The sequence below is a fragment of the Clostridium sp. UBA1056 genome (genome assembly GCA_002316385.1).
Classification (GTDB): Bacteria; Bacillota; Clostridia; order Clostridiales; family Clostridiaceae; genus Clostridium_J.
In genome coordinates this window covers 142,158-166,452 of sequence record DCDL01000004.1, presented here as the reverse complement: position 1 = coordinate 166,452, position 24,295 = coordinate 142,158, and the positions used below count along the sequence as shown (strand labels likewise).

Here is a 24,295-nt window from a genome sequence, read left to right as displayed (position 1 = left end):
GCAAAGAACTCTGTTTATATATTAGACAATGTAAGCTTAAGTTAAACTTTACTCAAATTAAAATTTTTATAAAATTGATTTATTCTAAATTCAGTGGTCAATACTTACACTTATAAAGTTGGAAATTTATATTTAGAAGGTGAAATTATGTCAATTCAAATAAAGAGTGCAGCTTTTTCAGGAGTAGAAGGTATATTAATTAACGTAGAAGTGGATATAACATATGGATTACCTAATTTTAATATTGTAGGTCTAGGGGATACTGCTGTTAAGGAATCTAAAGATAGAGTAAGAGCAGCCATAGTAAATTCTTCTTTAGAATTTCCTATTAGTAGAATAACTATAAATTTGGCCCCAGCCCATATACGCAAAGAAGGTTCTCATTATGACTTACCTATAGCGGTAGGAATACTTGTAGCAACTAATCAACTTTCTGTAGATGATGTAGAAGATTTTATGTTTATGGGGGAATTATCTTTAAATGGGAACGTAAATAAAATAAAGGGAGCTCTTCCTATAGTAATTGAAGGAATTAAAAATGGTGTAAAGAATTTTATAGTACCTATGGAAAATAAAGATGAGTGTGCTTGTATAGAAGAAGCAAATATATATCCTATTAAAAATCTTAATGAAGTAATTTATCTTTTTACTTATAAGGATATAAAGCCTTACACATCTATGGGCAATGAAAAATCTAGAAAGAAGGATTACATATTAGACTTTGAAGATGTTATAGGTCAGCAAGCTGCAAAAAGAGCTTTAGAGGTAGCTGTAGCAGGAAATCATAATCTTCTTATGTATGGAACTCCAGGCTCAGGAAAAACTATGCTTGCAGAGAGAGTTATCTCTATAATGCCACCGTTTACTGAGGAGGAAGCTTTAGAAGTTACTAAGATATATAGTGTTAGTGGAGAACTTAAGGAAGAAGGTTTAATGGAGAAAAGACCTTTTAGAAATCCTCATCATACTATTACTAGTACCGCTTTAATTGGAGGTGGTAGAAATCCTTCGGCAGGGGAGGTATCTTTAGCTCATAATGGAGTACTGTTTTTAGATGAAATACTGGAATTTGACAAAAGAGCACTTCAGGTTCTAAGACAGCCATTGGAAGATAAAAATGTAAGAATATCTAGAATAAATGGAACTATAACCTATCCAGCAGATTTCATGCTCATTGCTGCTATGAATCCTTGTAATTGTGGTATGTATGGCAGTGAAACTAGGCTATGTAAATGCAGTGAGAGTGAAATTAAGAGGTATTTATCTAGATTATCTGGACCTTTATTAGATAGGATAGATATATTTACCCCAGTAAATTCTATACCATATGAGGCCATAAATAGTAATAAAACAGAGGAAAAATCAGAGACTATGGCTATTAGAATAGAGAGAGCAAGAAAGATACAAATAGAAAGATTTAAAAAAGATACTATAAAATATAATAGTAACATGTCCTCGAGTCATATAAAGAAATACTGTAAGCTTAATGATGAATCTAATAGGATTCTTGAATACACCTATAAAAAATACGGACTTAGTACTAGGGTTTATAATAGAATTTTAAAAGTAGCTAGAACTATTGCAGATTTAGAGGGAAATAAATCTATAGAAGAAAACCATATTATTGAAGCACTTCAATACAGAAAATATATAAAAGAAGATGTTATATGAAAATAGTTAGGAGATTATGAATGTTTGATTTATTAAAATTATGGCTTATTAATACAGAGATATCCAATAATATGAAAAAGTGTATCTATTATGAATATGATAACTTTGAGACCTTGAGAGATGTGGTATTTAATGATAATATAACACTATTGCCTGAAAAATTTATTGAAAAACTTCGAAGGTCCTATAGGAAGATTGAAGAGTTAGACGCTTTAGAATATAAACCGCTTAAGGACATAAGCATTTGTACTATGGATGATGCAGATTATCCCAAAAGTTTATTAGAATATGATGATGCTCCCTTTGGTATGTTTTATAAGGGAGATATTTCAAGACTTAATGAAAAGAAAAACACTTCTATTGTAGGTTCCAGGAGATGCTCAAGATATGGTATAGATGTAACTAATAATATAGTGGGGCAGTTAAATTCTTATGAAATAAATATTATAAGTGGCATGGCTAAAGGAATTGATTCTATTGCTCATAAAGCGGCAATAAATAATAATATTAACACAGTAGCAGTATTAGGTAGTGGTATTGACGTCATATATCCTAAAGAAAATTACAGTCTATATAATGAAATCTTAGAAAATGGTGGCTGTATAATTAGTGAATTTCCATTAGGAACACCACCCTTGAGTAGAAATTTTCCTATGAGAAATAGAATTATTAGTGGTATGTGCGAATTATTAATTGTAACCGAAGGTGGAGAAAAGAGTGGAACTTTAATTACTGTAGGAGCTGCATTGGAACAGGGGAAAAATGTAATTGTTGTACCAGGAAGTATATTTTCAAGTGAAAGTAAAGGAACTAATAAATTAATAAGAGATGGTGCTTATATTTACACTGATATAGAGGATGTGCTAAATTTATTGAATATTTCTAGAATTAGTATGGATAATAAGAGTATATTAACTGTAAAAAGTGAGTTAGAGGAAAAAATATATAGGATAATAGATGACAATCCCATACATATTGATAAAATAATTAAATTAGTTGATATTGACATTAATCAATTATATAAGTTATTATTTGAGTTGCAAGTAAAAGAAGAGATTTTATGTTTAGGTGGAAACTTTTATGTTAGAATTAATAAATAAAAAATTAATAATTTATAAAATATTTAATAAAGTTTGTATATTATGATTTGCAGTGAGATAATAATATTTTAAAATATATTGGGATATAGAAATTTATACATAATTGAGAAATATTATAAAAAAATTTGTATAATGCTTATAAACATGCAATGAAGTTAAAAAGTATAAGCTGTAATGGAGGGGTTATAATGGGGCAAAAATTAGTTATAGTTGAGTCGCCAGCAAAGGCGAAAACCATAAAGAAGTATTTAGGGAAAAATTATGTAGTAGAAGCGTCCATGGGGCATGTAAGAGATTTACCTAAAAGTCAATTAGGTGTAGATATAGAAAAAAATTATGAGCCTAAATACATAACTATTAGGGGTAAAGGAGAGCTTTTAGATAAGATAAAAAAACAAGCTAAAAAGAGTGAAAAAATATATCTTGCTACGGACCCTGATAGAGAAGGTGAAGCAATATCTTGGCATTTAGCTAAGATATTAAAAATAGATACTGAAGAATCTTGTAGAATTGAGTTCAATGAAGTTACAAAGAATGCTGTGAAAAATGCAATAAAGTCTCCAAGAAAAATAAATGAAAATGTATTTGATGCTCAACAGGCTAGAAGAGTTTTAGATAGATTAGTAGGATATGAAATAAGTCCAATTCTTTGGAGAAAGGTAAAATGGGGTTTAAGTGCAGGAAGGGTGCAATCTGTAGCTCTTAGAATAATTTGCGATAGAGAAAAGGAAATTCAGGCTTTTGCACCAGAAGAATATTGGACTATAGAAGCAAAAGTATCTAAGGTTGGAGAGACAAAAACCTTTATAGTGAAACTGCATAGTGAAAAAGGGAAAAAAATAGTTATAAATAACGAAGAAGAAGCTAATAATATTATAAAAAAAGTAAAACAGGAAGATTTTATAGTAAAGGATGTAAAAGATACATCTAAAACTAAAAATCCACTACCACCATTTACTACAAGTACCCTTCAACAGGATGCCTATAGAAAAATAAATTTCTCTACTAAAAAAACTATGGCAACAGCACAACAACTGTATGAAGGTATAGACGTAAAGGGATATGGCACCGTTGGTCTTATATCTTATATGAGAACTGACTCTGTGAGAATATCAGATGAAGCTCAAGAATCTGCCCTTGAATTTATAAAAAACATCTATGGAGATAAATACACACCAAAGGTTAAAAGAGTTTATAAAGGAAAGAAGGGGGCACAAGATGCTCACGAAGCAGTAAGACCTACTAATATAGAAATTACTCCAGAAATTGCAAAGGAATCATTAACTAATGATCAATTAAAACTTTATACTTTAATCTGGAATAGGTTCGTTGCCAGTCAAATGGAGTCAGCAATAATAGATACTACATCAATTTCTATATCTAATGGAGATTATGTATTTAAAACTTCAGGATATAAGGTGAGATTTGATGGATTTACTAAAATCTATACATCGGATAATGAAGATGGAGAGGCAAATGAAAAGTTACCAGTTTTAAATGTAGAAGAAGAGCTACAAGAAAAATGTGTAGATGGAAAGCAGCACTTTACCCAACCACCAGCCAGATTTTCAGAGGCATCTTTAGTTAAAACTTTAGAAGAAAATGGGATAGGCAGACCTAGCACCTATGCACCTACTATTACTACTCTATTAAGTAGAAAGTATTTGGATAGAGAAAAGAAGGTGTTACTTCCAACGGAATTAGGTTTCATAGTAAATAATATAGTTAGTGAATATTTTAAGCAAATCGTAGATGTAGAATTTACTGCAGAAATGGAAAATAAGCTAGATAATATAGAAGAAGGAAATGCAAATTGGAAATCTGTAGTAGAAGAATTCTTTGAACCACTAAAGGAAGCCATTGAAATAGCCGAAAAAGAAATAGCTAAGATAACCATAGAAGACAAGGTATCTGACATACCATGTGACAAATGTGGAAGACTTATGGTTATAAAGCAAGGTAGATTTGGTGAATTTCTTGCGTGTCCAGGATATCCGGAATGTAAAAATACGAAGACTATGGCTAGAGAATTAGATGTACATTGTCCTAAGTGTGGAGGTAATATTTTAGAGAAGAGAAGTAAAAAAGGTAAGATTTTTTATGGATGTGGCAATTATCCTCAGTGTGACTTTGTAAGCTGGCATGAACCTACAGAAAAGAAATGTCCTAAATGTGGAAGTGTTATGGCGAAAAGATATAGTAAAGCAAAGGGTGACTACTTAGAATGTATTAATGCTGAGTGTAAGGAGAAAGAATTTACAGATAATAAATAAAATGGCTTAGAATAGTTAAAACTTTAAAAAAAATAAAATTAAATTTAAAAAAAATGTGAACCTGTCGAAAATAACTAAAAAACATGTTGATAGAATAAAACCTATATGTTATGATGGTATATGGCGACGGGACAATTCTAAAATTTGTGAAAGAAAAGAATATTTTGAATTATTCAAAAGGTTGCGGTAAGTAATAGCATTATGTAAATTTAAAAATTAAAGAAGGAGGAATAGTAATGTCACTATTAGATAAAACAAGAAAATTAAATAGGATTTTACAAAAGTCGGGTTCGGAACCAGTAGTTTTTGATGATATATGTGAGCTTCTAAGTGAAGTATTAAATTGTAATGTATATGTGATTAGTAGAAAGGGGAAAGTTTTAGGCTATAATCTTTCCTATGGATTTGAATGCGATAAGGTCAAAGAGCAAGTAGTTGAGAATAAAAGATTCCCAGAGGAGTATAATGCTAAACTGCTAAATATAGATGAAACAAAAGCAAACATGCCAAGTAGTGGTATATGTGTATTTAACGATGAAGTTGAATGTGACTTTAAAGATATGTTATCAACTATAGTGCCTATTAACGGTAATAGAGAAAGATTAGGAACATTATTATTATCAAGATTTGCTAGAGAATTCACTGAAGATGATTTAGTTATTGCGGAATATAGTGGGACTATCGTTGGAATGGAAATGTTGAGAGCTAAAACTGACGAAATAGAAGAAAAAGCAAGAAAGAAGGCCATAGTTCAATTAGCTATAGGTACTTTATCTTATTCAGAGTTAGAAGCTGTAGAACATATATTTAATGAGCTAGATGGCAGTGAAGGACTTTTGGTTGCATCTAAAATAGCAGATAAGGTTGGAATAACAAGATCTGTTATAGTGAATGCTCTTAGAAAATTTGAAAGTGCTGGAGTTATAGAGTCTAGATCACTAGGAATGAAGGGTACTCACATAAAAATTCTTAATGATAAGTTAATGGATGAATTAAATAAGCTTAAATAGTCTATTAATATATATAACAAAATATATAAAAATAAAAATCCTGTAAAGGGATTTTTATTTTTAATAATGAAATTTTATGAAATATCTTACTAATCATGCAAGGCATCTTCAAAAAATAAATAAGTCAGAATGCTCGTCTATTTTGTGNNTTTATTTTCAGATGCCTAAATAGAAATTTACGTAGGACAGCTTATTCAATATTCACTAATATGGAAACTTTGAAATTTTAGCTTTTTAGCTTTTTAGCTTATTAACATTTTAACTATTTAACTTGTTAACTTCTTAACATTTTAAAATGATAACTTGTTAACTCTTTAACTTTTTTAAATACTGGTATAGTTATTTGTATTCATAAGAGAGTTAGGGATGATATTCCTTTAAGGAATGATTATGGATATAGATTTATACTATATTAAAGTATAAAAAGCAATAGGCAGAGCACAATATTTTCTAATTAGTAAACAAATAAAATCAACTATAATATTTAAAAATAAATTTGTTGAATATTGACTTTCTATATGATATAATACACAAGGTAAGAAAATACACACACTACTGAATTTATTAAAAGGTGCTCCAAGGAGTGTTTAATAAAAATGATGGTAGTGGAGGAAAAACCAGGAGGTATATTAAAATGGCAGTTATTTCAATGAAACAATTATTAGAAGCAGGTGTTCACTTTGGACATCAAACAAGAAGATGGAACCCTAAAATGGCTCCATACATCTTTACTGAGAGAAATGGTATATATATCATTGACTTACAAAAAACAGTTAAGAAAATTGATGAAGCATATGACTTTATAAAATCAATAGCTGAAGAAGGAAAAGATATATTATTTGTTGGAACTAAAAAGCAAGCTCAAGAAGCTATCCAAGAAGAAGCTATCAGATCAAGCATGCACTTTGTAAACAACAGATGGTTAGGCGGAATGTTAACTAACTTCAGAACTATCAAAACAAGAATAGGTAGACTTGAAGCTTTAGATAAAATGGAAGAAGATGGAACATTTGAAGTCCTTCCTAAAAAAGAAGTTATTCAACTTAAAAACGAAAGAGAAAAATTAGAAAAGAACCTTGGCGGAATTAGAAATATGGATGCTAAGAATGTAGGAGCTTTATTTATAGTTGATCCAAGAAAAGAAAAAAATGCTATACTTGAAGCTAAAACATTAGGAATTCCTGTAATAGCTATAGTTGATACAAACTGTGACCCAGATGATGTAGACTATGTAATTCCAGGAAACGATGATGCTATAAGAGCAGTTAAATTAATAACTGAAAGATTAGCAGACGCTATAATTGAAGCAAGACAAGGCGAAGAAGTAGCTGAATAATATAGCAACTTTTAAACTAAATTTCAAACAGCCTCATCTATGGTTGTAAGACATATGAAATTTTAAAGGTAGATGAGAGAGAAATCTTTCATTTACCTTTTTGTTAGGAAATTAAAGGAGGAATAAAGATGATAACAGCAGCAATGGTAAAAGAGTTAAGAGAAAGAACTGGATCAGGAATGATGGATTGTAAAAAAGCTCTTAGCGAAACAAATGGAGATATGGAAAAAGCAGTAGAAGTTTTAAGAGAAAAAGGATTAGCAGCAGCAACTAAAAAGGCTGGAAGAATAGCAGCTGAAGGTATAGTTACTACTTATATATCAGAAGATATGAAGATTGGTTCTGTAGTAGAAGTTAACTGTGAAACTGACTTCGTTGCAGCAAACGATGATTTTAAAGCATTAGCAGCAAATGTAGCTAAAATGGCTGCAACTACTACTGTAACTACAGTAGAAGAGTTATTAGCAGAGAAATATGTTGGAGACGAGAGTGTTACTCTTCAAGATGCTGTTACAGCTCTAATTGCTAAATTAGGTGAAAACATGTCTGTTAGAAGATTTGAAAAATTTGCAGTTGATAATGGAATAATCCAAAGTTATATCCACGGAAATGGAAAAATAGGTGTTTTAGTTCAATTAGCTTGTGAAAAACAAGATGAAGTATTAAAAACAGTTGCTAAAGATGTAGCAATGCAAGTAGCAGCAGCTAACCCATTATTCTTAAATAAAGACCAAGTAGACAATGAATCTTTAGAGAAAGAAAAAGAAATCTACAGAGTTCAAGCTCTTAATGAAGGAAAACCAGAAAACATAGTTGAAAAAATGGTAATGGGAAGAATAAGCAAATACTACAAAGAAGTTTGCTTAGTAGATCAAGTATGGGTTAAAAATGGAGATTACACTATAAGTAAATATCTTCAAGAAGAAGGAAAGAAACTTGGCGCATCTATGGATGTTGTTAAATTTGCTAGATTTGAAAGAGGCGAAGGAATCGAGAAGAAAGAAGAAAACTTTGCTGAAGAAGTTCAAAGACAAATGCAAGGAAAATAATACAAGATAATATGAAAGAGAACCTAGGTTCTCTTTTTTTGAAATCTACATGTACTATAATAACTATATAAATAGTAAAAGCGTATTTAAATTAGTTTACTTCATATAATATACATGGTTTAGATTTAGTTATTAATTCATAAAAATATGATGTAAATATATTGAGTTGGAGGTATAATATATATATGGAAACTGCGAAATATAAAAGAGTCATGCTTAAACTTTCAGGAGAGGCACTAGCGGCAGAAAAAGGGTACGGCATTGATTTTGAAACAGCGAACACTATTGCTTTACAAATTAAGAAATTAGTTGAGATGGGTGTTGAAGTAGGTGCAGTTGTTGGTGGTGGCAACATATGGAGGGGTAGAAGTGGTGAAGGTATGGATAGAACTACTGCTGACTATATGGGGATGCTAGCTACATGTATAAATGCTTTAGCACTACAGGACTCCTTGGAAGCTATAGGAGTTAATACAAGGGTTCAAACGGCTATTGAAATGAGAGAGATAGCGGAGCCTTACATTAGAAGAAGAGCAATGAGACATCTTGAAAAAGGAAGAGTTGTAATATTTGCAGCAGGGACAGGAAATCCATATTTCTCCACAGACACTACGGCGGCTTTAAGAGCAGCGGAAATAGAAGCAGAAGTTATTCTGTTAGCTAAAAAAGTTGATGGGGTATATGATAAAGATCCTCACAAACATGAAGATGCAGTTAAATTTAACAATTTATCTTATATTGAGGTATTAGAAAAAGGATTACAGGTTATGGATTCTACGGCGACATCCTTATGTATGGACAATCAAATACCTATCCTTGTATTTGGATTAGATGAGCCTCATAATATTATAAGAGCAGTAAAAGGTGAAAATATTGGTACTTTAGTATCATCTAATATATGTAAATAATTAATGGAGGTAATTTTATGATAAAAGATATCATTAAAAATGCTGATGAGAAAATGAACAAAACTATTTTAAGTTTACAAAATGAACTTGGAACATTAAAAGCTGGAAGAGCAAATCCTACAATGCTTGATAGAATATTAGTAGAGAGCTATGGAACAATGGTACCTATTAATCAAGTAGGAAACATATCTGCTCCAGAGCCAAGAGTTCTTCTTATTCAACCATGGGATAAAAGTTGCATGAAAGATATTGAAAAGGCAATTTTAAAATCAGATCTAGGAATTAATCCAAGTAATGATGGTCAAGTTATCAGATTAATTGTTCCAGAGTTAACTGAAGAAACTAGAAAGAATTTAGTTAAATCAGTTAAAAAATGTGGCGAAGATGCTAAGGTCGCTATTAGATCTATAAGACGTGATGCCAATGACAAAATTAAAAATTTAAAGAAGAATAATGAAATCAGTGAAGATGAATCTAAAAAAGCTGAGGACAATATTCAAAAAGAAACTGATAAGTTTATCAAATTAATTGATAAGGCTATAGAAGAAAAAGAAAAGTCAATAATGGCAATATAGAATAAATGAGATAAAACCTGCAGCATTTGCAGGTTTTATTGTTACGTATCTATGATATAATAGCATCATGAATACTTGAAATGGAGAGATACACTTTGGATATATTTAAGTTTAAAAAAGACACAATTAAAGAAAAAATACAGTTGGATATGGAACTAATTCCAGCTCATATAGCTATAATTATGGATGGAAATGGACGTTGGGCAAAACAAAGAAAACTGCCAAGAACCATGGGACATAGAGCAGGCATGAAGAATATAAAAATGATGGTAGAGGAATCAAGTAATCTTGGGGTCAAATACTTAACCTTATATGCATTTTCTACAGAAAATTGGAAGAGACCAGCAGAAGAAGTAGGGGCATTAATGGATTTAGTAGTAGAGTTTATAAATAAGGAATTTGAAGAACTACATAGAAACAATGTAAGGCTTAACTCCATAGGTGATATAAGTAAGCTTCCTGAGAAATCAAGGGCTGCTATAGAAGATGCTAAGCAGAAAACTAGAAATAATACAGGATTAACTCTTAATATCGCATTAAACTACGGAGGTAGAGATGAGATAGTAAAAGGGGTTAAGGAAATAGCAAAAGATGTATTAGAAGGAAAGTTAAAATTGGATAGCATAGATGATCAGGTTATATCTAATCATTTATACACCAAGGGTATGCCAGATCCTGATATTATTATAAGACCAAGTGGAGAACTGAGAATTAGTAATTATTTATTATGGCAAAGTGCGTATTCTGAATTTTGGTTTTCAAATATAAACTGGCCCGACTTTACAAAAGCAGATTTGAGAAGGGCTATTAGTGACTTCCAGAATAGAGATAGGAGATTTGGTGGAGTATAGGTAAGAGGTGAGGCAAATGAATGAAAGATATATAGGAGCAATGGTATTAGTTCCTTTATTACTTTTTATATTTTTAGGTGGATATTTTTTGAAGATTTCCGTTGTGCTATTATCCCTTGGAGGGATGTATGAGTTTTATAAGGTAAGCAAAGTGGATGGATATAAGCCTATATCTATAGTAGGATATTTACTATGTTTAATTTATTATATATATCTAGGACGTGGATTTAATTTAAATGTTGCTGTGGGTGTATTTATCTTGGTAGTATTTTTATTAATGATAGTACCAGTATTTGATACTGATAGAAACTTTATTGATATAGCATTAACCATATTACCTTGTTTTTATGTAAGTGTATTTTTTAGTTTTATATTATTACTTAGTAATATGGAAAACGGAAGGTATTTTGTGTGGCTTATATTTATATCTTCTTGGGGATGTGATACTTTAGCTTACTATTTTGGAAGATATCTAGGAAAACATAAATTGATTCCAAAGGTTAGTCCTAAAAAAACTGTAGAAGGAGCAATAGGTGGACTTATAGGAAGTATTTTAGGATGTACACTTTATGGATACATAATAGCTCAATTTGGAGTAGTAGTACCATTATATTACTACATGATAATTGGTCTATTAGGTGGTATTTTTGGACAGTGTGGAGATTTAGTAGCATCCTCTATAAAAAGGCATACAGGTGTTAAAGATTATTCTAACTTAATTCCTGGTCATGGAGGAATATTAGACAGATTTGATAGTATATTATTAGTATCTGTAGTGGTATACTATTATATTAATATTTTTATAGCGTAGTTATAAAAGATATCATTTAAGGAATTATTATTAACTTAATTTAAGGGACTTCTCAAAGATACTTTACTAATCTTTATAAAATGTTAAGCATGTACTTTAATATTATTGATAGCGAATGCCATTTGAATAAGTAAATCAATATTTCAAAATGGCCGAGGGGTAATAATATAAGCACATGCTTAACATTTATTTAGTTTAGTCTGTTTTGAAAAGTCCCTTTAAAATTTAAAAGTAATTTAACTATTAGGATTTTGTATTATAATATGTTATAGGGTATAATGTGTTTATATATAATTAAAGGAGCGTTAAAAGTGAAAAACATAAGCATACTAGGAGTTACAGGTTCCATAGGAACACAGGCATTAGATATAATAAGAGATAAAGAAAATAAAATAAATCTTATAGGAGTTACGGCTCACAGAAACTTTCAAGGTCTAGTGGATATTATAGAGGAATTTAGTCCAAAATATATAGGTGTAACAGATGAAAAGTGTTATAAAGATATAGTGGAATACTGTGAAAAGAAAAATAAACATACAAATTTATTTTTCGGAGAAGAAGCCCTGGAGAAAATTGCAACTTTAGAAGAAGTAGATACGGTTTTAACTTCTGTTGTAGGTATTGCTGGATTAAAGCCAACTATTAAGGCTATAGAAGCTAAAAAAAATATAGCATTAGCCAATAAAGAAACTTTAGTAGTTGCTGGAGATATAGTTATGTCAAAGGCAAAGGAGAATGGTGTAAAAATCCTTCCAGTAGATTCAGAGCATGGAGCTGTATTTCAATGCATTCAAGGCAATGAAAGAAAGGATATAAGTAAGATAATACTTACAGCTTCTGGAGGGCCTTTTAGAGGAAAAACTAGAGATGACTTGAAGGAGATTACCCCTGAAGAGGCTTTAAAGCATCCTAAATGGAATATGGGAAGAAAGATATCTATAGATTCATCAACTTTAGTAAATAAAGGCCTAGAAGTTATAGAAGCGCATTTTTTATTTGGCATTGATTATAATGATATTGAAGTTATAGTTCATCCACAAAGTATTGTACACTCTATGGTAGAGTATAAGGATGGTTCTATCATTGCTCAACTTGGAAGTACAGATATGAGGTTACCAATTCAATATGCACTAAGCTATCCTGAAAGAAGAGAAGCTATAGCAGATAAGTTAGATTTTAAAACTATCTCAAAGCTAACCTTTGAGGAGCCGGATATAAACACCTTTAGGTGCCTAGAGCTAGCATTTAAAGCAGGTAAACTTGGGGGGAATATGCCTGCAATATATAATGGGGCGAATGAAATTGCAGTAGAGTTATTTCTAGACGAGAAAATTAAATATCTACAGATAGAAGAGATAATAGAAGATGCTATGAATAAGTTTCATCATGTAAAAAATCCGGATTTACAACAAGTTTTAGACATAGATAATCAAGTTAGAGAATATGTTTTAAAAAGATATGTATAAGTGAATATAGTGGAAGGGGAGAAGAATATTGCAAAGTATTATAGGTAATATACCGTATATTTTAATGGCTTTACTTGCATTCAGTGCATTAATTATAGGACACGAATTTGGACATTTTATAATGGCTAGAGTAAATGGGGTAAAGGTGCTTGAATTTTCCTTAGGGATGGGACCAAAATTATTTTCTGTTAAGGGTAAAGAGACAGAATACCTTATAAAAGCACTTCCAATTGGTGGATACGTAAGGATGTATGGAGAAGAGGATGATGTAAATGTAGCAGATGACAGAGCCTTTTCAAATAAGACATCTTTTCAAAAGCTAACTATAGTAGCAGCAGGTCCTATAATGAACTTTATAATAGCTATATTGTTCTTTAGTTTAGTAGGAGGAATTCAAGGTCATTCTACTAATGTTGTAGATAAGGTAATAGAAAATTCATCAGCAATGGAAGTTGGAATACAAGCTGGAGATAAGATAACCGAAGTTAATGGTAAGATGGTTACTACTTGGGAAGATTTCCTTAATGAGATTTTTACAGGAGAAGGTAAGCCTGTTAATATGCAGGTAGAGAGAAACGGAGAAAAGATAAAGCTTGATTTAGTGCCAAAATATAATGAGACAGAAGATAGATATCAAGTAGGGGTATATTCTAAAGTTGTAAAACCTAACTTTATAGATTCTATAAAATATGGACTTAATCAAACAGGAAGCACTATAAGGCAGACTTTTGGTTTCTTCGGTCAACTATTTAAAGGAAAGGTTTCTTCAGATGATGTAGGAGGACCTATAAGTATAATAAAGATTTCGGGTAGAGCTGCTCAGCAAGGAATTCTAACTCTATTAAATATCATGGCTTTATTTAGTGTTCAATTAGCTATATTTAATATAATTCCTTTCCCAGCCTTAGATGGTGGATGGATATTTTTATTATTATTCCAGATTATAACTGGTAAAGAGGTAAATAAAGAAAAGGTAGCAACAATAAATTACTATGGGTTTTTAGCATTGATGGGACTTATGGTATTTGTATTGTTAAAAGATATTATAAATCCTATTCAATTTTAGGAGGAAATTATGAAGAGAAGAGAAACAAGAAAAGTTAAAATTGGAGATATATATATTGGAGGAGATTCAAGGATTGCAGTTCAGTCCATGACTAATACAGATACTAGGGATGTAAAAGCTACAGTGGAGCAAATTTTGAAGCTTGAAGAAAGTGGTTGTGATATAGTAAGGTGTGCTGTACCTGATATGAAGGCTGCAGAAGCTATAAAGGACATTGTAAAAGAAATTAACATTCCCTTAGTTGCAGATATACATTTTGATTATAAACTAGCATTAAAATCAATAGATAATGGAATTTCTAAGCTTAGGATTAATCCAGGAAATATAGGAAATATAAGTAGAGTTGAAATGGTGGCAAAGGCTGCTAAGGAAAGAAATATACCTATAAGAATTGGAGTTAATTCAGGGTCTCTAGAAAAGGATGTATTAAATAAATATGGTAAAGTGTGTAGTGAAGCTTTAGCAGAAAGTGCTCTTAACCATGTTAAGATTTTAGAGGCAGTAAATTTTGAAGATATAATTATATCTATAAAATCTTCAGATGTAGTTCAAATGATAGATGCTTATAACATAGTTTCTAGTAAGGTTAATTACCCATTACACCTTGGAGTTACAGAGGCAGGCACAGTATGGAGAGGAACCGTTAAGTCTAGTGTAGGTATAGGAGCACTTCTTGCTCAAGGTATAGGGGACACTTTAAGAGTTTCGCTTACAGGAGATGTAGTGGAGGAAGTTAAGGTTGGAAGAGAAATATTAAAATCCTTAGACATGTTAGAGGATGGAATTAAATTTGTATCTTGCCCAACCTGTGGAAGGACTCAAATAAATCTTATTAAGATAGCAGAAGAGGCAGAGAAAAGACTAAGCCACGTAAATAAAAATATAAAAGTAGCTATCATGGGATGTGCAGTTAATGGACCAGGAGAAGCTAGAGAGGCAGATGTGGGAATAGCTGGTGGAAATGGAGAAGGTCTTATCTTTAGAAAGGGTCAGATTATAAGAAAAGTAAAAGAAGAAGATTTACTTGATGAATTAATTAAGGAGATTGAAAGTTTATAGGTAGGAGGAAGCTAAATGACATTGTCAGAACTACTAGGATATGATAGTAGATTTCCTATTTATGAAGATATCATCATATATAAAGTTCAGTATCTAAAACAAAGCGAGATGGTTAAAGTAGTATTAAAACATAAGATTACTTTAGATGATCCTATGAAGGATAATATATGCAATCTTATTAAGGGTAAACTTAGAGATTTAGGTACTATGGATATCTTGTGGTATAAAGATGTGGAGCATGTTGATTTAGAAGATGTGGTGGGGGAGTATTGGATAGATGTTATTAACTCCCTTGCCTCATCTTTTCCTTCTGCTAAAACTAGTTTGCTTAAGGCGGTTAAAAATATAGAAGGTAACAAAATTAACATAGGTATATCTAATGAATTTATATCTAAAATGCTTTGTCATAAAAATATAGATAGATTAATACAAACTCAAATTTATAATATGTTCAACATTAGAGTAGAGATAAAGATATATTATGATGAATCTGCTATTGAAGAGGATTATATCCTAGAAAAGCAAATTGAAGAGAAGAGAATAGTAAGTGATATTATAGCAAATAGACCTAAGGTTTCTAGTAAGGCTAGTGATAAACCTAAAGAAAAGGTTAAGGATGCTAAAGGTGATAAGAAAGCTAGTCCTTGGAAGGAAAACTATAGAAAAAGTAAAGAGCCTTTAGATGATAATGTAGTATATGGAAATAGAAATATAAATGAAGAGACTACAGAGATGTCTGAACTAAATATGGGATCTGGTAGAGTGGCTGTGGCTGGAGATATATTTAAGGTAAATGTGTTTGAAGCTAAAAGTGGGAAAATTTATCCATCGTTATACATTACAGATTATTCTGGCTCTATAACTATAAAAATTTATCCAAGAAATAATGATGAAGTAGAGAAGCTTCTAGAAGAGTTAAAACCGGGAGTATGTTGTAAGGTATATGGTGAAGTTGAAATTGATAGGTTTTCTAAAGATTTAGTATTAAATGCAAAATCTATAGTAAAATTAAAACCTAATGAGAGAATGGATGGTAGTGAGGTTAAAAGAGTAGAACTTCATGCTCATACTACTATGAGTTCTATGGATGGAATAGTACCACCATCAAAACTTATTGCTAAAGCGGCTAAATGGGGTCATAAAGCTATTGCAATAACAGATCATGGAGTGGCTCAAGCCTTTCCAGAAGCTATGGATGCTGGAAAGAAACACAATATAAAAATCATCTATGGATTAGAGGGATATTTAGTAAATGATGGAGTAGGTATAGCGACAGGGTGCAGAGGGATAGATTTTAATAGTACCTTTGTGGTATTTGATATTGAGACTACAGGATTTTCAAGCGAGCAGGATCGCATTATAGAAATAGGGGCTGTTAAAATAGAGAATGGACAGGTTATTGATAGATTTAATGAACTTATAAATCCGAAAATAAGCATTCCGTATAAAATAACAGAGCTTACAAGTATAAGTAATGATATGGTAAAAGACTGTAAAACCATAGAAGATGTCCTTCCACGATTCTTAGATTTTGTAGGAGATTCTGTAGTGGTAGCTCATAATGCAGAGTTTGATACGGGATTTATTAAATCTAAATGTAGAAACCTTGGACTAAAATTTAAAAATGGTATTATAGATACATTACCTTTAGCTAGATTTTTATTTCCACAGCTTAAAAAACATAAACTAAATGTAATATGTGATTACTTAAAAATATCCTTAGAGAATCACCATAGAGCTGTAGATGATGCTAAGGCTACAGGTGATATTCTTTTAAAATGTTTTGATATGCTGAAAGAAAAAGATCTTAACAGTTTAGACCAGATTAATAAGGAATATTTAAAATCCTTTGATATTAAAAAAGCTCCTACATACCATGTTATAATCTTAGCTAAAAATCAAATTGGTCTTAAAAACTTATATAAACTAATTTCTTTTTCTAACTTAGACTACTATCAAAGAAGACCAAGACTTCCTAAAAGCTTAATAGAAGAATATAGAGAAGGACTTATAATAGGTTCTGCCTGTGAGGCTGGAGAAGTATTTAAGGGAGTTTTGGCAGGAAAGTCTATGGAAGACATGGAACATATAGTGGACTTTTATGACTATTTAGAAGTGCAGCCCATTGGGAATAACGAATTCTTAATAAAGAAAAATATGGTTAAAGATGAATACGGACTTAGAGAGTTAAATAAAAAGGTGTGTGAACTTGGAGAATTCTATAACAAAAAAGTTGTAGCAACGGGAGATGTACACTTTTTAGAGCCTAGAGATGAAGTTTTTAGAAGAATTTTAATGGCTGGAAAGGGATTTGATGATGCAGATAATCAACCTCCACTATATTTCAAAACTACCACGGAGATGTTAAGAGAATTTTCTTATTTAGGAGAGAAAAAATCCATGGAAATTGTGGTAGAAAATCCAGAATATATACAAAGTCTAGTAGAAGAAGTTAAGCCCATTCCTGATGAAACTTATGCTCCTAAAATCGAGGGCGCAGAGGACGAGATTAGAAATATGACTTTAAATAAAGTAAGGTCTATATATGGTGATAATCTTCCGGAGGTCATTCAAAAGAGACTAGATAAAGAATTAAACTCTATCATAAATAACGGATATGCAGTACTTTATCTTATAGCTCAAAAATTGGTAGCAAAATCTATCAGTGACGGATATCTAGTTGGATCTAGGGGATCTGTTGGATCATCCTTTGTAGCTACTATGTCAGATATAACTGAAGTTAATGGGCTTCCGCCTCATTATGTATGTCCTAATTGCAAACATAGTGAATTTATTTTGGATGGATCTATAGGCTCAGGAGTTGATTTACCAGATAAAAATTGTGAAAAGTGTGGAACTCCTTATAAAAAGGATGGCCATGACATACCTTTTGAAACTTTCCTAGGATTTGAAGGAGATAAAGAGCCCGATATTGACTTAAACTTCTCAGGAGATAACCAAGGAGATATTCATAGGTATACAGAGGTGCTCTTTGGAAAAGGGCATACATTTAAGGCTGGGACTATAGGAACTATAGCAGATAAAACTGCCTATGGATATGTTAAAAAGTATTTAGATGAAAGAAACATAAATACTACTAATGCTGAAATAGAAAGATTGACTCTTGGATGTACAGGGGTAAAGAGAACTTCAGGACAACATCCAGGAGGAATAATGGTTGTTCCTAGTGATAATGAAATCTTTAATTTTTGTCCGATACAGCATCCAGCGGATGATCCCAGCTCAGATATAATCACAACTCATTTTGACTATCATTCTATCAGTGGTAGACTTTTAAAACTTGACATACTAGGGCATGACGATCCTACCATGCTTAGGATGTTACAAGACTTGACAGGGGTAAGCCCGCAAAGTGTACCTTTATCAGACCCTAAAGTTTTAAGTCTTTTTACTGGTACTGAAGGTCTCGGAATAACTCCCGAAGAATTAGGATGTGAGGTTGGATGTTATGGTATTCCAGAATTTGGAACTAAATTTGTAAGGCAAATGTTATTAGACACTAAACCACAAACATTTTCTGACTTAGTGAGAATTTCAGGACTTTCTCATGGTACTGACGTATGGCTTAACAATGCTCAGTACTATATAAAAGAAGGATATACTACTCTTAAAGATTGTATATCAACAAGAGATGATATTATGGTTTATCTTATATATAAAGGCTTACCACCAAAAACAGCATTTACAATCATGGAGAAGGTTCGAAAAGGAAAAGGTGTATCTGAAGAATTTGAAGCTATAATGAGGGAGCATAATGTGCCTGATTGGTATATAGAGTCCTGTAAAAGAATAAAATACATGTTCCCTAAAGGCCACGCTGTTGCCTATGTAATGATGGCAATGAGAATAGCCTACTTTAAGGTTTACTATCCAAAGGCTTATTATGCAACTTATTTTACCGTTAGAGCAGATGACTTCGATGGTGATTTAGTAGTAAAGGGTGAAGAAGCAATAAAAGATACTATGGATGAATTAAATGCTTTGGGGAATAATATAGGTACTAAAGAAAAAGGTCTTCTTACTACTTTAGAACTATGTTATGAAATGTATAAGAGAGATATAAAATTCTTGCCTGTAGATTTATATAAATCAGAAGCAGTAAAATTCACCATAGAGGGAGATAATATAAGAATTCCATTAAGTGGTCTTACAGGAGTAGGTGAGAATGCAGCAAAAGCAATAGTAGAAGTCAGAGATGATGGAGAGTTTATATCTAAGGAAGATCTTCGTATAAGAAGTAAAGCAACAAAAACTGTGGTAGAGGCTTTGGCAAATCATGGAGCCATGGAAGGTCTACCAGAGACAAATCAATTAAGTCTCTTTTAACAACTATTCTCTTAAGTATTAAGTTAAGGTGCCTTTATATGTAAAGTTAAGCTTAGTTTCGGTGGAAGTTTGAACTCTAGCTGAAATTTAGCTAAACTTATATGAATGTATACAACTGTTGTATATATTATACATTTACAGGGGATTTTAGATTTATAGTAGATAGGCATGAGAGAAATACCTCAAAGGTGCTAAAACCATTGCATATTAAAAATAGCTATGATATAATTGTACTTAATGAGCTAGTTATTATGATAATCTTTGAGGGAGAGTAGGATTTATGCCTACTCTCTATTTATTAAAACGCAACCTAAAGTTGCGTTTTAATTATAAAGTGAAACTTAGCTTGAGCTGGAGTTGACGGCTCCAGCTCAAGGTGAGTTTCGCTTGAACAGAAATCAGTCAATAAATATTCTTAGAAATTATGCTAGTATAAACATTTGCTCACAATGGAAAAAGTATTAGGTTTATTATTAAAGCTTTAAAGGAAATATAATAAAAGGAGGAAATATATTATGAACAGTAACGGTGTTATAGAAAAACTCCATAGTAAAATTACTAATATAGTTGAAAAACTAGGATTTGAGCTTTATCACTTAGAGTATGTACGTGAAGGCGGACAGAATATTTTAAGAGTTTTCATAGATAGTGAAAAAGGTGTTGCTTTGGATAACTGTGTGGAAGTAAGCAAGGCTGTTGGAGAAATGCTAGATGTAGAAGATCCTATAGCTGAAGAATATAATTTAGAAGTATCATCTCCTGGTATATTTAGAACCTTAGTTACAAAAGAACATTTTAATAAATATATAAATTATGATGTGGCTGTAAAGCTTTCAGCATTATTTGAAGGAAAGAAAAAATACGAAGGGGTACTAAAGGGTTTTGATAGTGAAAATCTAATGCTAACGGTAGATAACAATGAGGTTACAATACCAATGTTAAAGGTGTCTATAGTTACGTTAAACCCAACTTTATAAGGAGGATATATATATAATGAGCACCGGATTTAAGGAAGAATTTATAGATGCTGTAAAGCAGCTAGTTGTTGAGAAGGGAATTAGTGAGGAAACGCTATTTACCACTATAGAAGATGCTTTAGTAGCAGCATATAAGAAAAATTTTGCAAAGTCTCATGCGAAGGAACAAAACGTAAGAGTATGGGTTAATAGAGACACAGGAGAAACTCACGTATATTCATTAAAAGAAGTTGTAGAAGAAGTATATGATGATGTAATAGAGATATCTCTGGAAGATGCTAGAGAAATTAGCGCTAAATATAATTTAGAGGATATAGCAGAAATAGAGGTTACTCCAAGAGACTTTGGAAGAGTTGCAGCTCAAGCAGCTAAGCAAGTTGTTATTCAAAGAATTAAGGAAGCAGAAAGAACTCTCATATATAATGAATTTATAACTAAGGAATTTGATATAATAACAGGTGTTGTACTAAGAAAAGACAGAGGAAATGTATTTATAGACTTAGGTAAACTAGAAGCTGTATTAGGTCCTAATGAGCAAATGCAAGGAGAGATTTACACTTTTAATGAGAAATTAAAGCTATATATAGTAGAAGTAAAGAAGAGCTCTAAGGGACCACAAATCGTTGTTTCAAGAACTCACCCAGGTTTAGTAAAAAGGTTATTTGAGTTGGAAGTTCCAGAAATATATAGTGGAATAGTAGAAATAAAAAATATAGCTAGGGAAGCAGGTTCAAGAACTAAGATAGCTGTATGGTCTAATGATGAAGAAGTAGATCCTATGGGAGCTTGTGTTGGGCCTAAAGGAATTAGAGTTCAAAACATTGTAAATGAACTCAAAAATGAGAAAATTGACATAATAAAATGGAGTAAGCTACCAGAAGAATACATTGCACATGCTCTAAGTCCATCTAAAGTACTATCTGTAGATATTAATGATGAAGAAAAGAGTGCTAAAGTAGTAGTAGATGATAATCAATTATCATTAGCTATAGGTAAAGAAGGGCAAAATGTTAGACTGGCAGCAAGACTTACTGGATGGAAAATAGACATTAAGAGCAAAAGTCAAGCCGAAAGCTTAAAAAATGAAGAAAGTAACCTTTAAAGGTAGGTGATATTTTATGAAGGTAAAGAAGATACCTCAAAGAATGTGTACTGGATGCATGGAAATGAAACCTAAGAAGGAACTTATAAGAGTTGTTAAAAATAAAGAAAATGAAATATTTATAGATTTACATGGTAAGAAGCCTGGACGTGGAGCATATATCTGCAGAAATATAGATTGCTTAGAAAAAGCTGTAAAGACTAAAAGATTAGAAAGAAACTTAGAAACAAAGATAAGTGAAGAAATATATGATAAACTAAAGGAAGAGATATTTAATGCAGAATAAATTTTTAAGTTTTCTAGGAATTGCAAAGAAGTCTAGAAACTTGATAGAAGGATATAATGGATGTGAAGAAGAAATTAAAAGAAATAAAGCTCATCTATGTATTTTATCCTTAGAATGTTCAGAGAATACTAAAAAGAAGTTTGAGAAATACTGCGCTGACAGAAAAGTGCCTGTAATAGGGAACATACCAAAGGATGAATTGGGTATAGCTATAGGTAGAGAAGAAATCAATGTGCTAGCAGTAAAAGATGAAAAAATCTGTAAAAATTTAATAAAGTTATGGAAAGAGAATTACGGAATGTAAATTCGGGGGTGAAAGTTTTGGCGAAAATAAGAATATATGAGTTAGCTAAAGAATTAGAAGTTTCAAATAAGGAACTTATAAGTGTATTAATGGATGAGTTCGGAGTAGAAGCTAAGAATCACATGAGCGTCATAGATGAAGAGGATGCTGATCTTATAAAAGAGTTATACGAAGAACAAAAAAAAGAAGCAGCTGAAAAGAAGGAAATCATTGAAGAGTATGAATCAAAAATCAATGAAGACATAAGCAAACAACAAAGAAAAAACAGTAAGATAAGAAGAAGTAACAATAAAAGAGTAGAAGAAAAAGTTGATGAAACTCCAGATGAAGTTATTGAGATGGAAGAAACTATTGTTGTAAAAGACTTAGCTGATAAGCTTAAAAAACCAGTAGTAGAGGTTATAAGAGCTTTAATCTTCCAAGGTGTTATGGCAAGTGTAAACCAAGAGATTGACTTCAATACGGCTTCAAAGCTTATAGAGAGCTTTGGATCTATTCCAGTATTAAAAGAGCAAAATGTTGGTGAAGTTGCTAAAGAGCAAGAAGATGAAATTGATGCTTTAGATGAAGAAACATCAGAAGTAACAGAAACTAAAAGACCACCAATAGTAACTGTAATGGGTCACGTTGACCACGGTAAGACATCATTACTAGATGCAATAAAGAAATCTAAAGTTACAGCAACAGAGGCTGGTGGAATTACTCAACATATAGGGGCTTATACTGTAGATGTTAATGGTGAGAGAATTACCTTCCTTGATACTCCAGGTCACGAAGCTTTTACATCTATGAGAGCTAGAGGAGCTCAAGTTACAGATATAGTTATATTAGTTGTAGCTGCAGATGATGGAATTATGCCTCAGACTGTAGAGGCTATAAATCATTGCAAGGCTGCAGAAGTACCTATGATTATAGCTATAAACAAAATGGATAAAGAAAGTGCAAATCCAGATAGGGTTAAACAAGAGTTAACAGAATATGGATTAGTAGCTGAAGATTGGGGTGGAGATACTATATGTGTACCAGTATCTGCCCACACTAAGGAAGGTTTAGATAGCCTACTTGAGATGGTTGTAATAAATGCTGAAATGTTAGAATTAAAAGCTGATGCTAACAGAAGAGCTAAAGGAACAGTTATAGAAGCTAAATTAGATAAAGGAAGAGGACCTGTAGCTAGTATACTAGTTCAAAATGGAACTTTAAAATCAGGAGATTCTATAATAGTTGGAACTACTTATGGTAGAATCAGAGCAATGATTGATGATAAAGGTAAGAATACAAAAGAAGCCGGTCCTTCTATCCCAGTAGAAATATTAGGTCTTTCAGAAGTTCCAGCAGCAGGAGACAGATTTACTGTTGTTAGAGACGAGAAGACAGCTAGAATAATGGCAGAGTCAAGAAAAGAAAAGATTAGACAAGAACATTTCCAAACATCTAATAGAGTATCTATGGAAAATCTATACAACCAAATCCAAGAAGGTAAGGTTAAAGAGTTAAGTGTAATAGTTAAGGCTGACGTTCAAGGTTCAGCAGAAGCTGTTAAGCAATCTATAGAAAAGCTTTCTACAGATAATGTAAAAGTTAGAGTTATCCACGGAGCAGTTGGAGCTATAACTGAAACAGACGTATCCCTAGCTTATGCTTCTAATGCTATTATCATAGGTTTCAATGTAAGACCAGACAATAATGCTATTGCAGTTGCAGAAAGAGATAGCGTAGAAATTAAGACTTATAGAATTATTTATGATGCATTAGATGATATTAAATCAGCAATGATTGGTATGCTTGACCCTGAATATAAGGAAGTTGTTATTGGACGTTGTGAAGCAAGACAGGTATATAAAATTTCTAATGTAGGTACCATAGCTGGATGTTATGTGCTTAATGGAAAAATAACAAGAAATTGTAAGGTTAGAGTATTAAGAGATGGTATAGTAATTACAGAATCTACTCTTGCATCTTTAAAGAGATTTAAAGATGATGTTAAAGAGGCAGCTGCTGGATATGAATGTGGACTTAGCATTGATAAATTCAATGATGTAAAAGAAGGAGACATTATTGAAGGTTATATTATGGAAGAAATTAAACGAAAAGAATTGTAATA

Annotated in this window: 19 protein-coding genes; all 19 read left to right on the top strand. The window is 31.8% G+C overall.

Annotated elements, in window-relative coordinates; genetic code table 11:
• Positions 1–147: 147 nt before the first annotated feature.
• The 19 genes from B3W71_RS01805 to infB all read left to right on the top strand — a co-directional run bounded on the left by B3W71_RS01805 (position 148) and on the right by infB (position 24,293).
• The gene (locus B3W71_RS01805; RefSeq protein ID WP_346887222.1) at positions 148–1,671 is read left to right on the top strand and encodes a YifB family Mg chelatase-like AAA ATPase; all 1,524 of its coding nucleotides are present in this window, start codon (positions 148–150) and stop codon (positions 1,669–1,671) included.
• Between the two features lie 20 nt (positions 1,672–1,691).
• Positions 1,692–2,771, top strand: a complete 1,080-nt coding sequence (gene dprA / locus B3W71_RS01800) for a DNA-processing protein DprA (protein ID WP_346887221.1) — start codon at positions 1,692–1,694, stop codon at positions 2,769–2,771.
• A 188-nt stretch (positions 2,772–2,959) separates the two neighbouring features.
• On the top strand, positions 2,960–5,044 hold the full coding sequence (gene topA / locus B3W71_RS01795) for a type I DNA topoisomerase (protein WP_346887220.1): 2,085 nt from the start codon (positions 2,960–2,962) through the stop codon (positions 5,042–5,044).
• 236 nt (positions 5,045–5,280) lie between these two features.
• On the top strand, positions 5,281–6,054 hold the full coding sequence (gene codY, locus B3W71_RS01790; protein ID WP_346887219.1) for a GTP-sensing pleiotropic transcriptional regulator CodY: 774 nt from the start codon (positions 5,281–5,283) through the stop codon (positions 6,052–6,054).
• 634 nt (positions 6,055–6,688) lie between these two features.
• A complete protein-coding gene (rpsB, locus tag B3W71_RS01785) occupies positions 6,689–7,390 on the top strand; it encodes a 30S ribosomal protein S2 (RefSeq protein ID WP_346887218.1) in 702 nt (233 codons plus the stop codon).
• Between the two features lie 128 nt (positions 7,391–7,518).
• Entirely contained in the window at positions 7,519–8,439 is a 921-nt protein-coding gene (gene tsf, locus B3W71_RS01780) for a translation elongation factor Ts (protein WP_346887217.1), read from the top strand.
• A gap of 185 nt (positions 8,440–8,624) precedes the next feature.
• Entirely contained in the window at positions 8,625–9,347 is a 723-nt protein-coding gene (pyrH, locus tag B3W71_RS01775; RefSeq protein WP_147519544.1) for a UMP kinase, read from the top strand.
• Between the two features lie 17 nt (positions 9,348–9,364).
• On the top strand, positions 9,365–9,922 hold the full coding sequence (gene frr, locus B3W71_RS01770; RefSeq protein ID WP_346887216.1) for a ribosome recycling factor: 558 nt from the start codon (positions 9,365–9,367) through the stop codon (positions 9,920–9,922).
• Positions 9,923–10,002: 80 nt separating this feature from the next.
• A complete protein-coding gene (locus tag B3W71_RS01765) occupies positions 10,003–10,773 on the top strand; it encodes an isoprenyl transferase (RefSeq protein WP_346887215.1) in 771 nt (256 codons plus the stop codon).
• A 16-nt stretch (positions 10,774–10,789) separates the two neighbouring features.
• Positions 10,790–11,584 (top strand): phosphatidate cytidylyltransferase, encoded by a 795-nt coding sequence (locus B3W71_RS01760; protein WP_346887214.1) that lies wholly within the window; start codon positions 10,790–10,792, stop codon positions 11,582–11,584.
• A 311-nt stretch (positions 11,585–11,895) separates the two neighbouring features.
• Positions 11,896–13,050: a 1-deoxy-D-xylulose-5-phosphate reductoisomerase gene (locus tag B3W71_RS01755; protein WP_346887213.1), complete on the top strand. Its 1,155-nt coding sequence runs from the start codon at positions 11,896–11,898 to the stop codon at positions 13,048–13,050.
• Positions 13,051–13,114: 64 nt separating this feature from the next.
• The gene (gene rseP, locus B3W71_RS01750) at positions 13,115–14,116 is read left to right on the top strand and encodes an RIP metalloprotease RseP (protein WP_346887356.1); all 1,002 of its coding nucleotides are present in this window, start codon (positions 13,115–13,117) and stop codon (positions 14,114–14,116) included.
• Between the two features lie 9 nt (positions 14,117–14,125).
• Complete coding sequence (gene ispG / locus B3W71_RS01745) at positions 14,126–15,175, top strand: flavodoxin-dependent (E)-4-hydroxy-3-methylbut-2-enyl-diphosphate synthase (RefSeq protein WP_346887212.1); 1,050 nt, start codon at positions 14,126–14,128, stop codon at positions 15,173–15,175.
• Between the two features lie 15 nt (positions 15,176–15,190).
• Positions 15,191–19,522 carry a PolC-type DNA polymerase III gene (locus tag B3W71_RS01740; RefSeq protein WP_346887211.1) on the top strand — a complete coding sequence of 1,444 codons (4,332 nt, stop codon included), beginning with the start codon at positions 15,191–15,193 and terminating at the stop codon, positions 19,520–19,522.
• A gap of 515 nt (positions 19,523–20,037) precedes the next feature.
• Positions 20,038–20,499, top strand: coding sequence for a ribosome maturation factor RimP (gene rimP, locus B3W71_RS01735; RefSeq protein ID WP_346887210.1), 462 nt, complete (start codon positions 20,038–20,040; stop codon positions 20,497–20,499).
• A gap of 16 nt (positions 20,500–20,515) precedes the next feature.
• A complete protein-coding gene (gene nusA, locus B3W71_RS01730; protein ID WP_346887209.1) occupies positions 20,516–21,601 on the top strand; it encodes a transcription termination factor NusA in 1,086 nt (361 codons plus the stop codon).
• Positions 21,602–21,617: 16 nt separating this feature from the next.
• Positions 21,618–21,887: an RNase P modulator RnpM gene (gene rnpM, locus B3W71_RS01725; protein ID WP_346887208.1), complete on the top strand. Its 270-nt coding sequence runs from the start codon at positions 21,618–21,620 to the stop codon at positions 21,885–21,887.
• A complete protein-coding gene (locus B3W71_RS01720; protein ID WP_346887207.1) occupies positions 21,877–22,191 on the top strand; it encodes a ribosomal L7Ae/L30e/S12e/Gadd45 family protein in 315 nt (104 codons plus the stop codon). Before rnpM ends, B3W71_RS01720 begins: the two co-directional genes overlap by 11 nt.
• 17 nt (positions 22,192–22,208) lie before the next feature.
• Positions 22,209–24,293 carry a translation initiation factor IF-2 gene (infB, locus tag B3W71_RS01715; protein ID WP_346887206.1) on the top strand — a complete coding sequence of 695 codons (2,085 nt, stop codon included), beginning with the start codon at positions 22,209–22,211 and terminating at the stop codon, positions 24,291–24,293.
• The last annotated feature ends 2 nt before the right edge of the window (positions 24,294–24,295 follow it).

What these genes read in the sequence shown, in the direction of transcription:
- ispG (WP_346887212.1), top strand. Translation starts at nt 14,126, where the DNA reads ATGAAGAGAAGAGAAACAAGAAAAGTTAAAATTGGAGATATATATATT.
- frr (WP_346887216.1), top strand. Translation starts at nt 9,365, where the DNA reads ATGATAAAAGATATCATTAAAAATGCTGATGAGAAAATGAACAAAACT.
- rnpM (WP_346887208.1), top strand. Translation starts at nt 21,618, where the DNA reads ATGAAGGTAAAGAAGATACCTCAAAGAATGTGTACTGGATGCATGGAA.
- B3W71_RS01805 (WP_346887222.1), top strand. Translation starts at nt 148, where the DNA reads ATGTCAATTCAAATAAAGAGTGCAGCTTTTTCAGGAGTAGAAGGTATA.
- B3W71_RS01765 (WP_346887215.1), top strand. Translation starts at nt 10,003, where the DNA reads ATGGAGAGATACACTTTGGATATATTTAAGTTTAAAAAAGACACAATT.
- B3W71_RS01760 (WP_346887214.1), top strand. Translation starts at nt 10,790, where the DNA reads ATGAATGAAAGATATATAGGAGCAATGGTATTAGTTCCTTTATTACTT.
- dprA (WP_346887221.1), top strand. Translation starts at nt 1,692, where the DNA reads ATGTTTGATTTATTAAAATTATGGCTTATTAATACAGAGATATCCAAT.
- codY (WP_346887219.1), top strand. Translation starts at nt 5,281, where the DNA reads ATGTCACTATTAGATAAAACAAGAAAATTAAATAGGATTTTACAAAAG.
- nusA (WP_346887209.1), top strand. Translation starts at nt 20,516, where the DNA reads ATGAGCACCGGATTTAAGGAAGAATTTATAGATGCTGTAAAGCAGCTA.
- rpsB (WP_346887218.1), top strand. Translation starts at nt 6,689, where the DNA reads ATGGCAGTTATTTCAATGAAACAATTATTAGAAGCAGGTGTTCACTTT.
- tsf (WP_346887217.1), top strand. Translation starts at nt 7,519, where the DNA reads ATGATAACAGCAGCAATGGTAAAAGAGTTAAGAGAAAGAACTGGATCA.
- topA (WP_346887220.1), top strand. Translation starts at nt 2,960, where the DNA reads ATGGGGCAAAAATTAGTTATAGTTGAGTCGCCAGCAAAGGCGAAAACC.
- B3W71_RS01720 (WP_346887207.1), top strand. Translation starts at nt 21,877, where the DNA reads ATGCAGAATAAATTTTTAAGTTTTCTAGGAATTGCAAAGAAGTCTAGA.
- pyrH (WP_147519544.1), top strand. Translation starts at nt 8,625, where the DNA reads ATGGAAACTGCGAAATATAAAAGAGTCATGCTTAAACTTTCAGGAGAG.
- rimP (WP_346887210.1), top strand. Translation starts at nt 20,038, where the DNA reads ATGAACAGTAACGGTGTTATAGAAAAACTCCATAGTAAAATTACTAAT.
- rseP (WP_346887356.1), top strand. Translation starts at nt 13,115, where the DNA reads ATGGCTTTACTTGCATTCAGTGCATTAATTATAGGACACGAATTTGGA.
- B3W71_RS01740 (WP_346887211.1), top strand. Translation starts at nt 15,191, where the DNA reads ATGACATTGTCAGAACTACTAGGATATGATAGTAGATTTCCTATTTAT.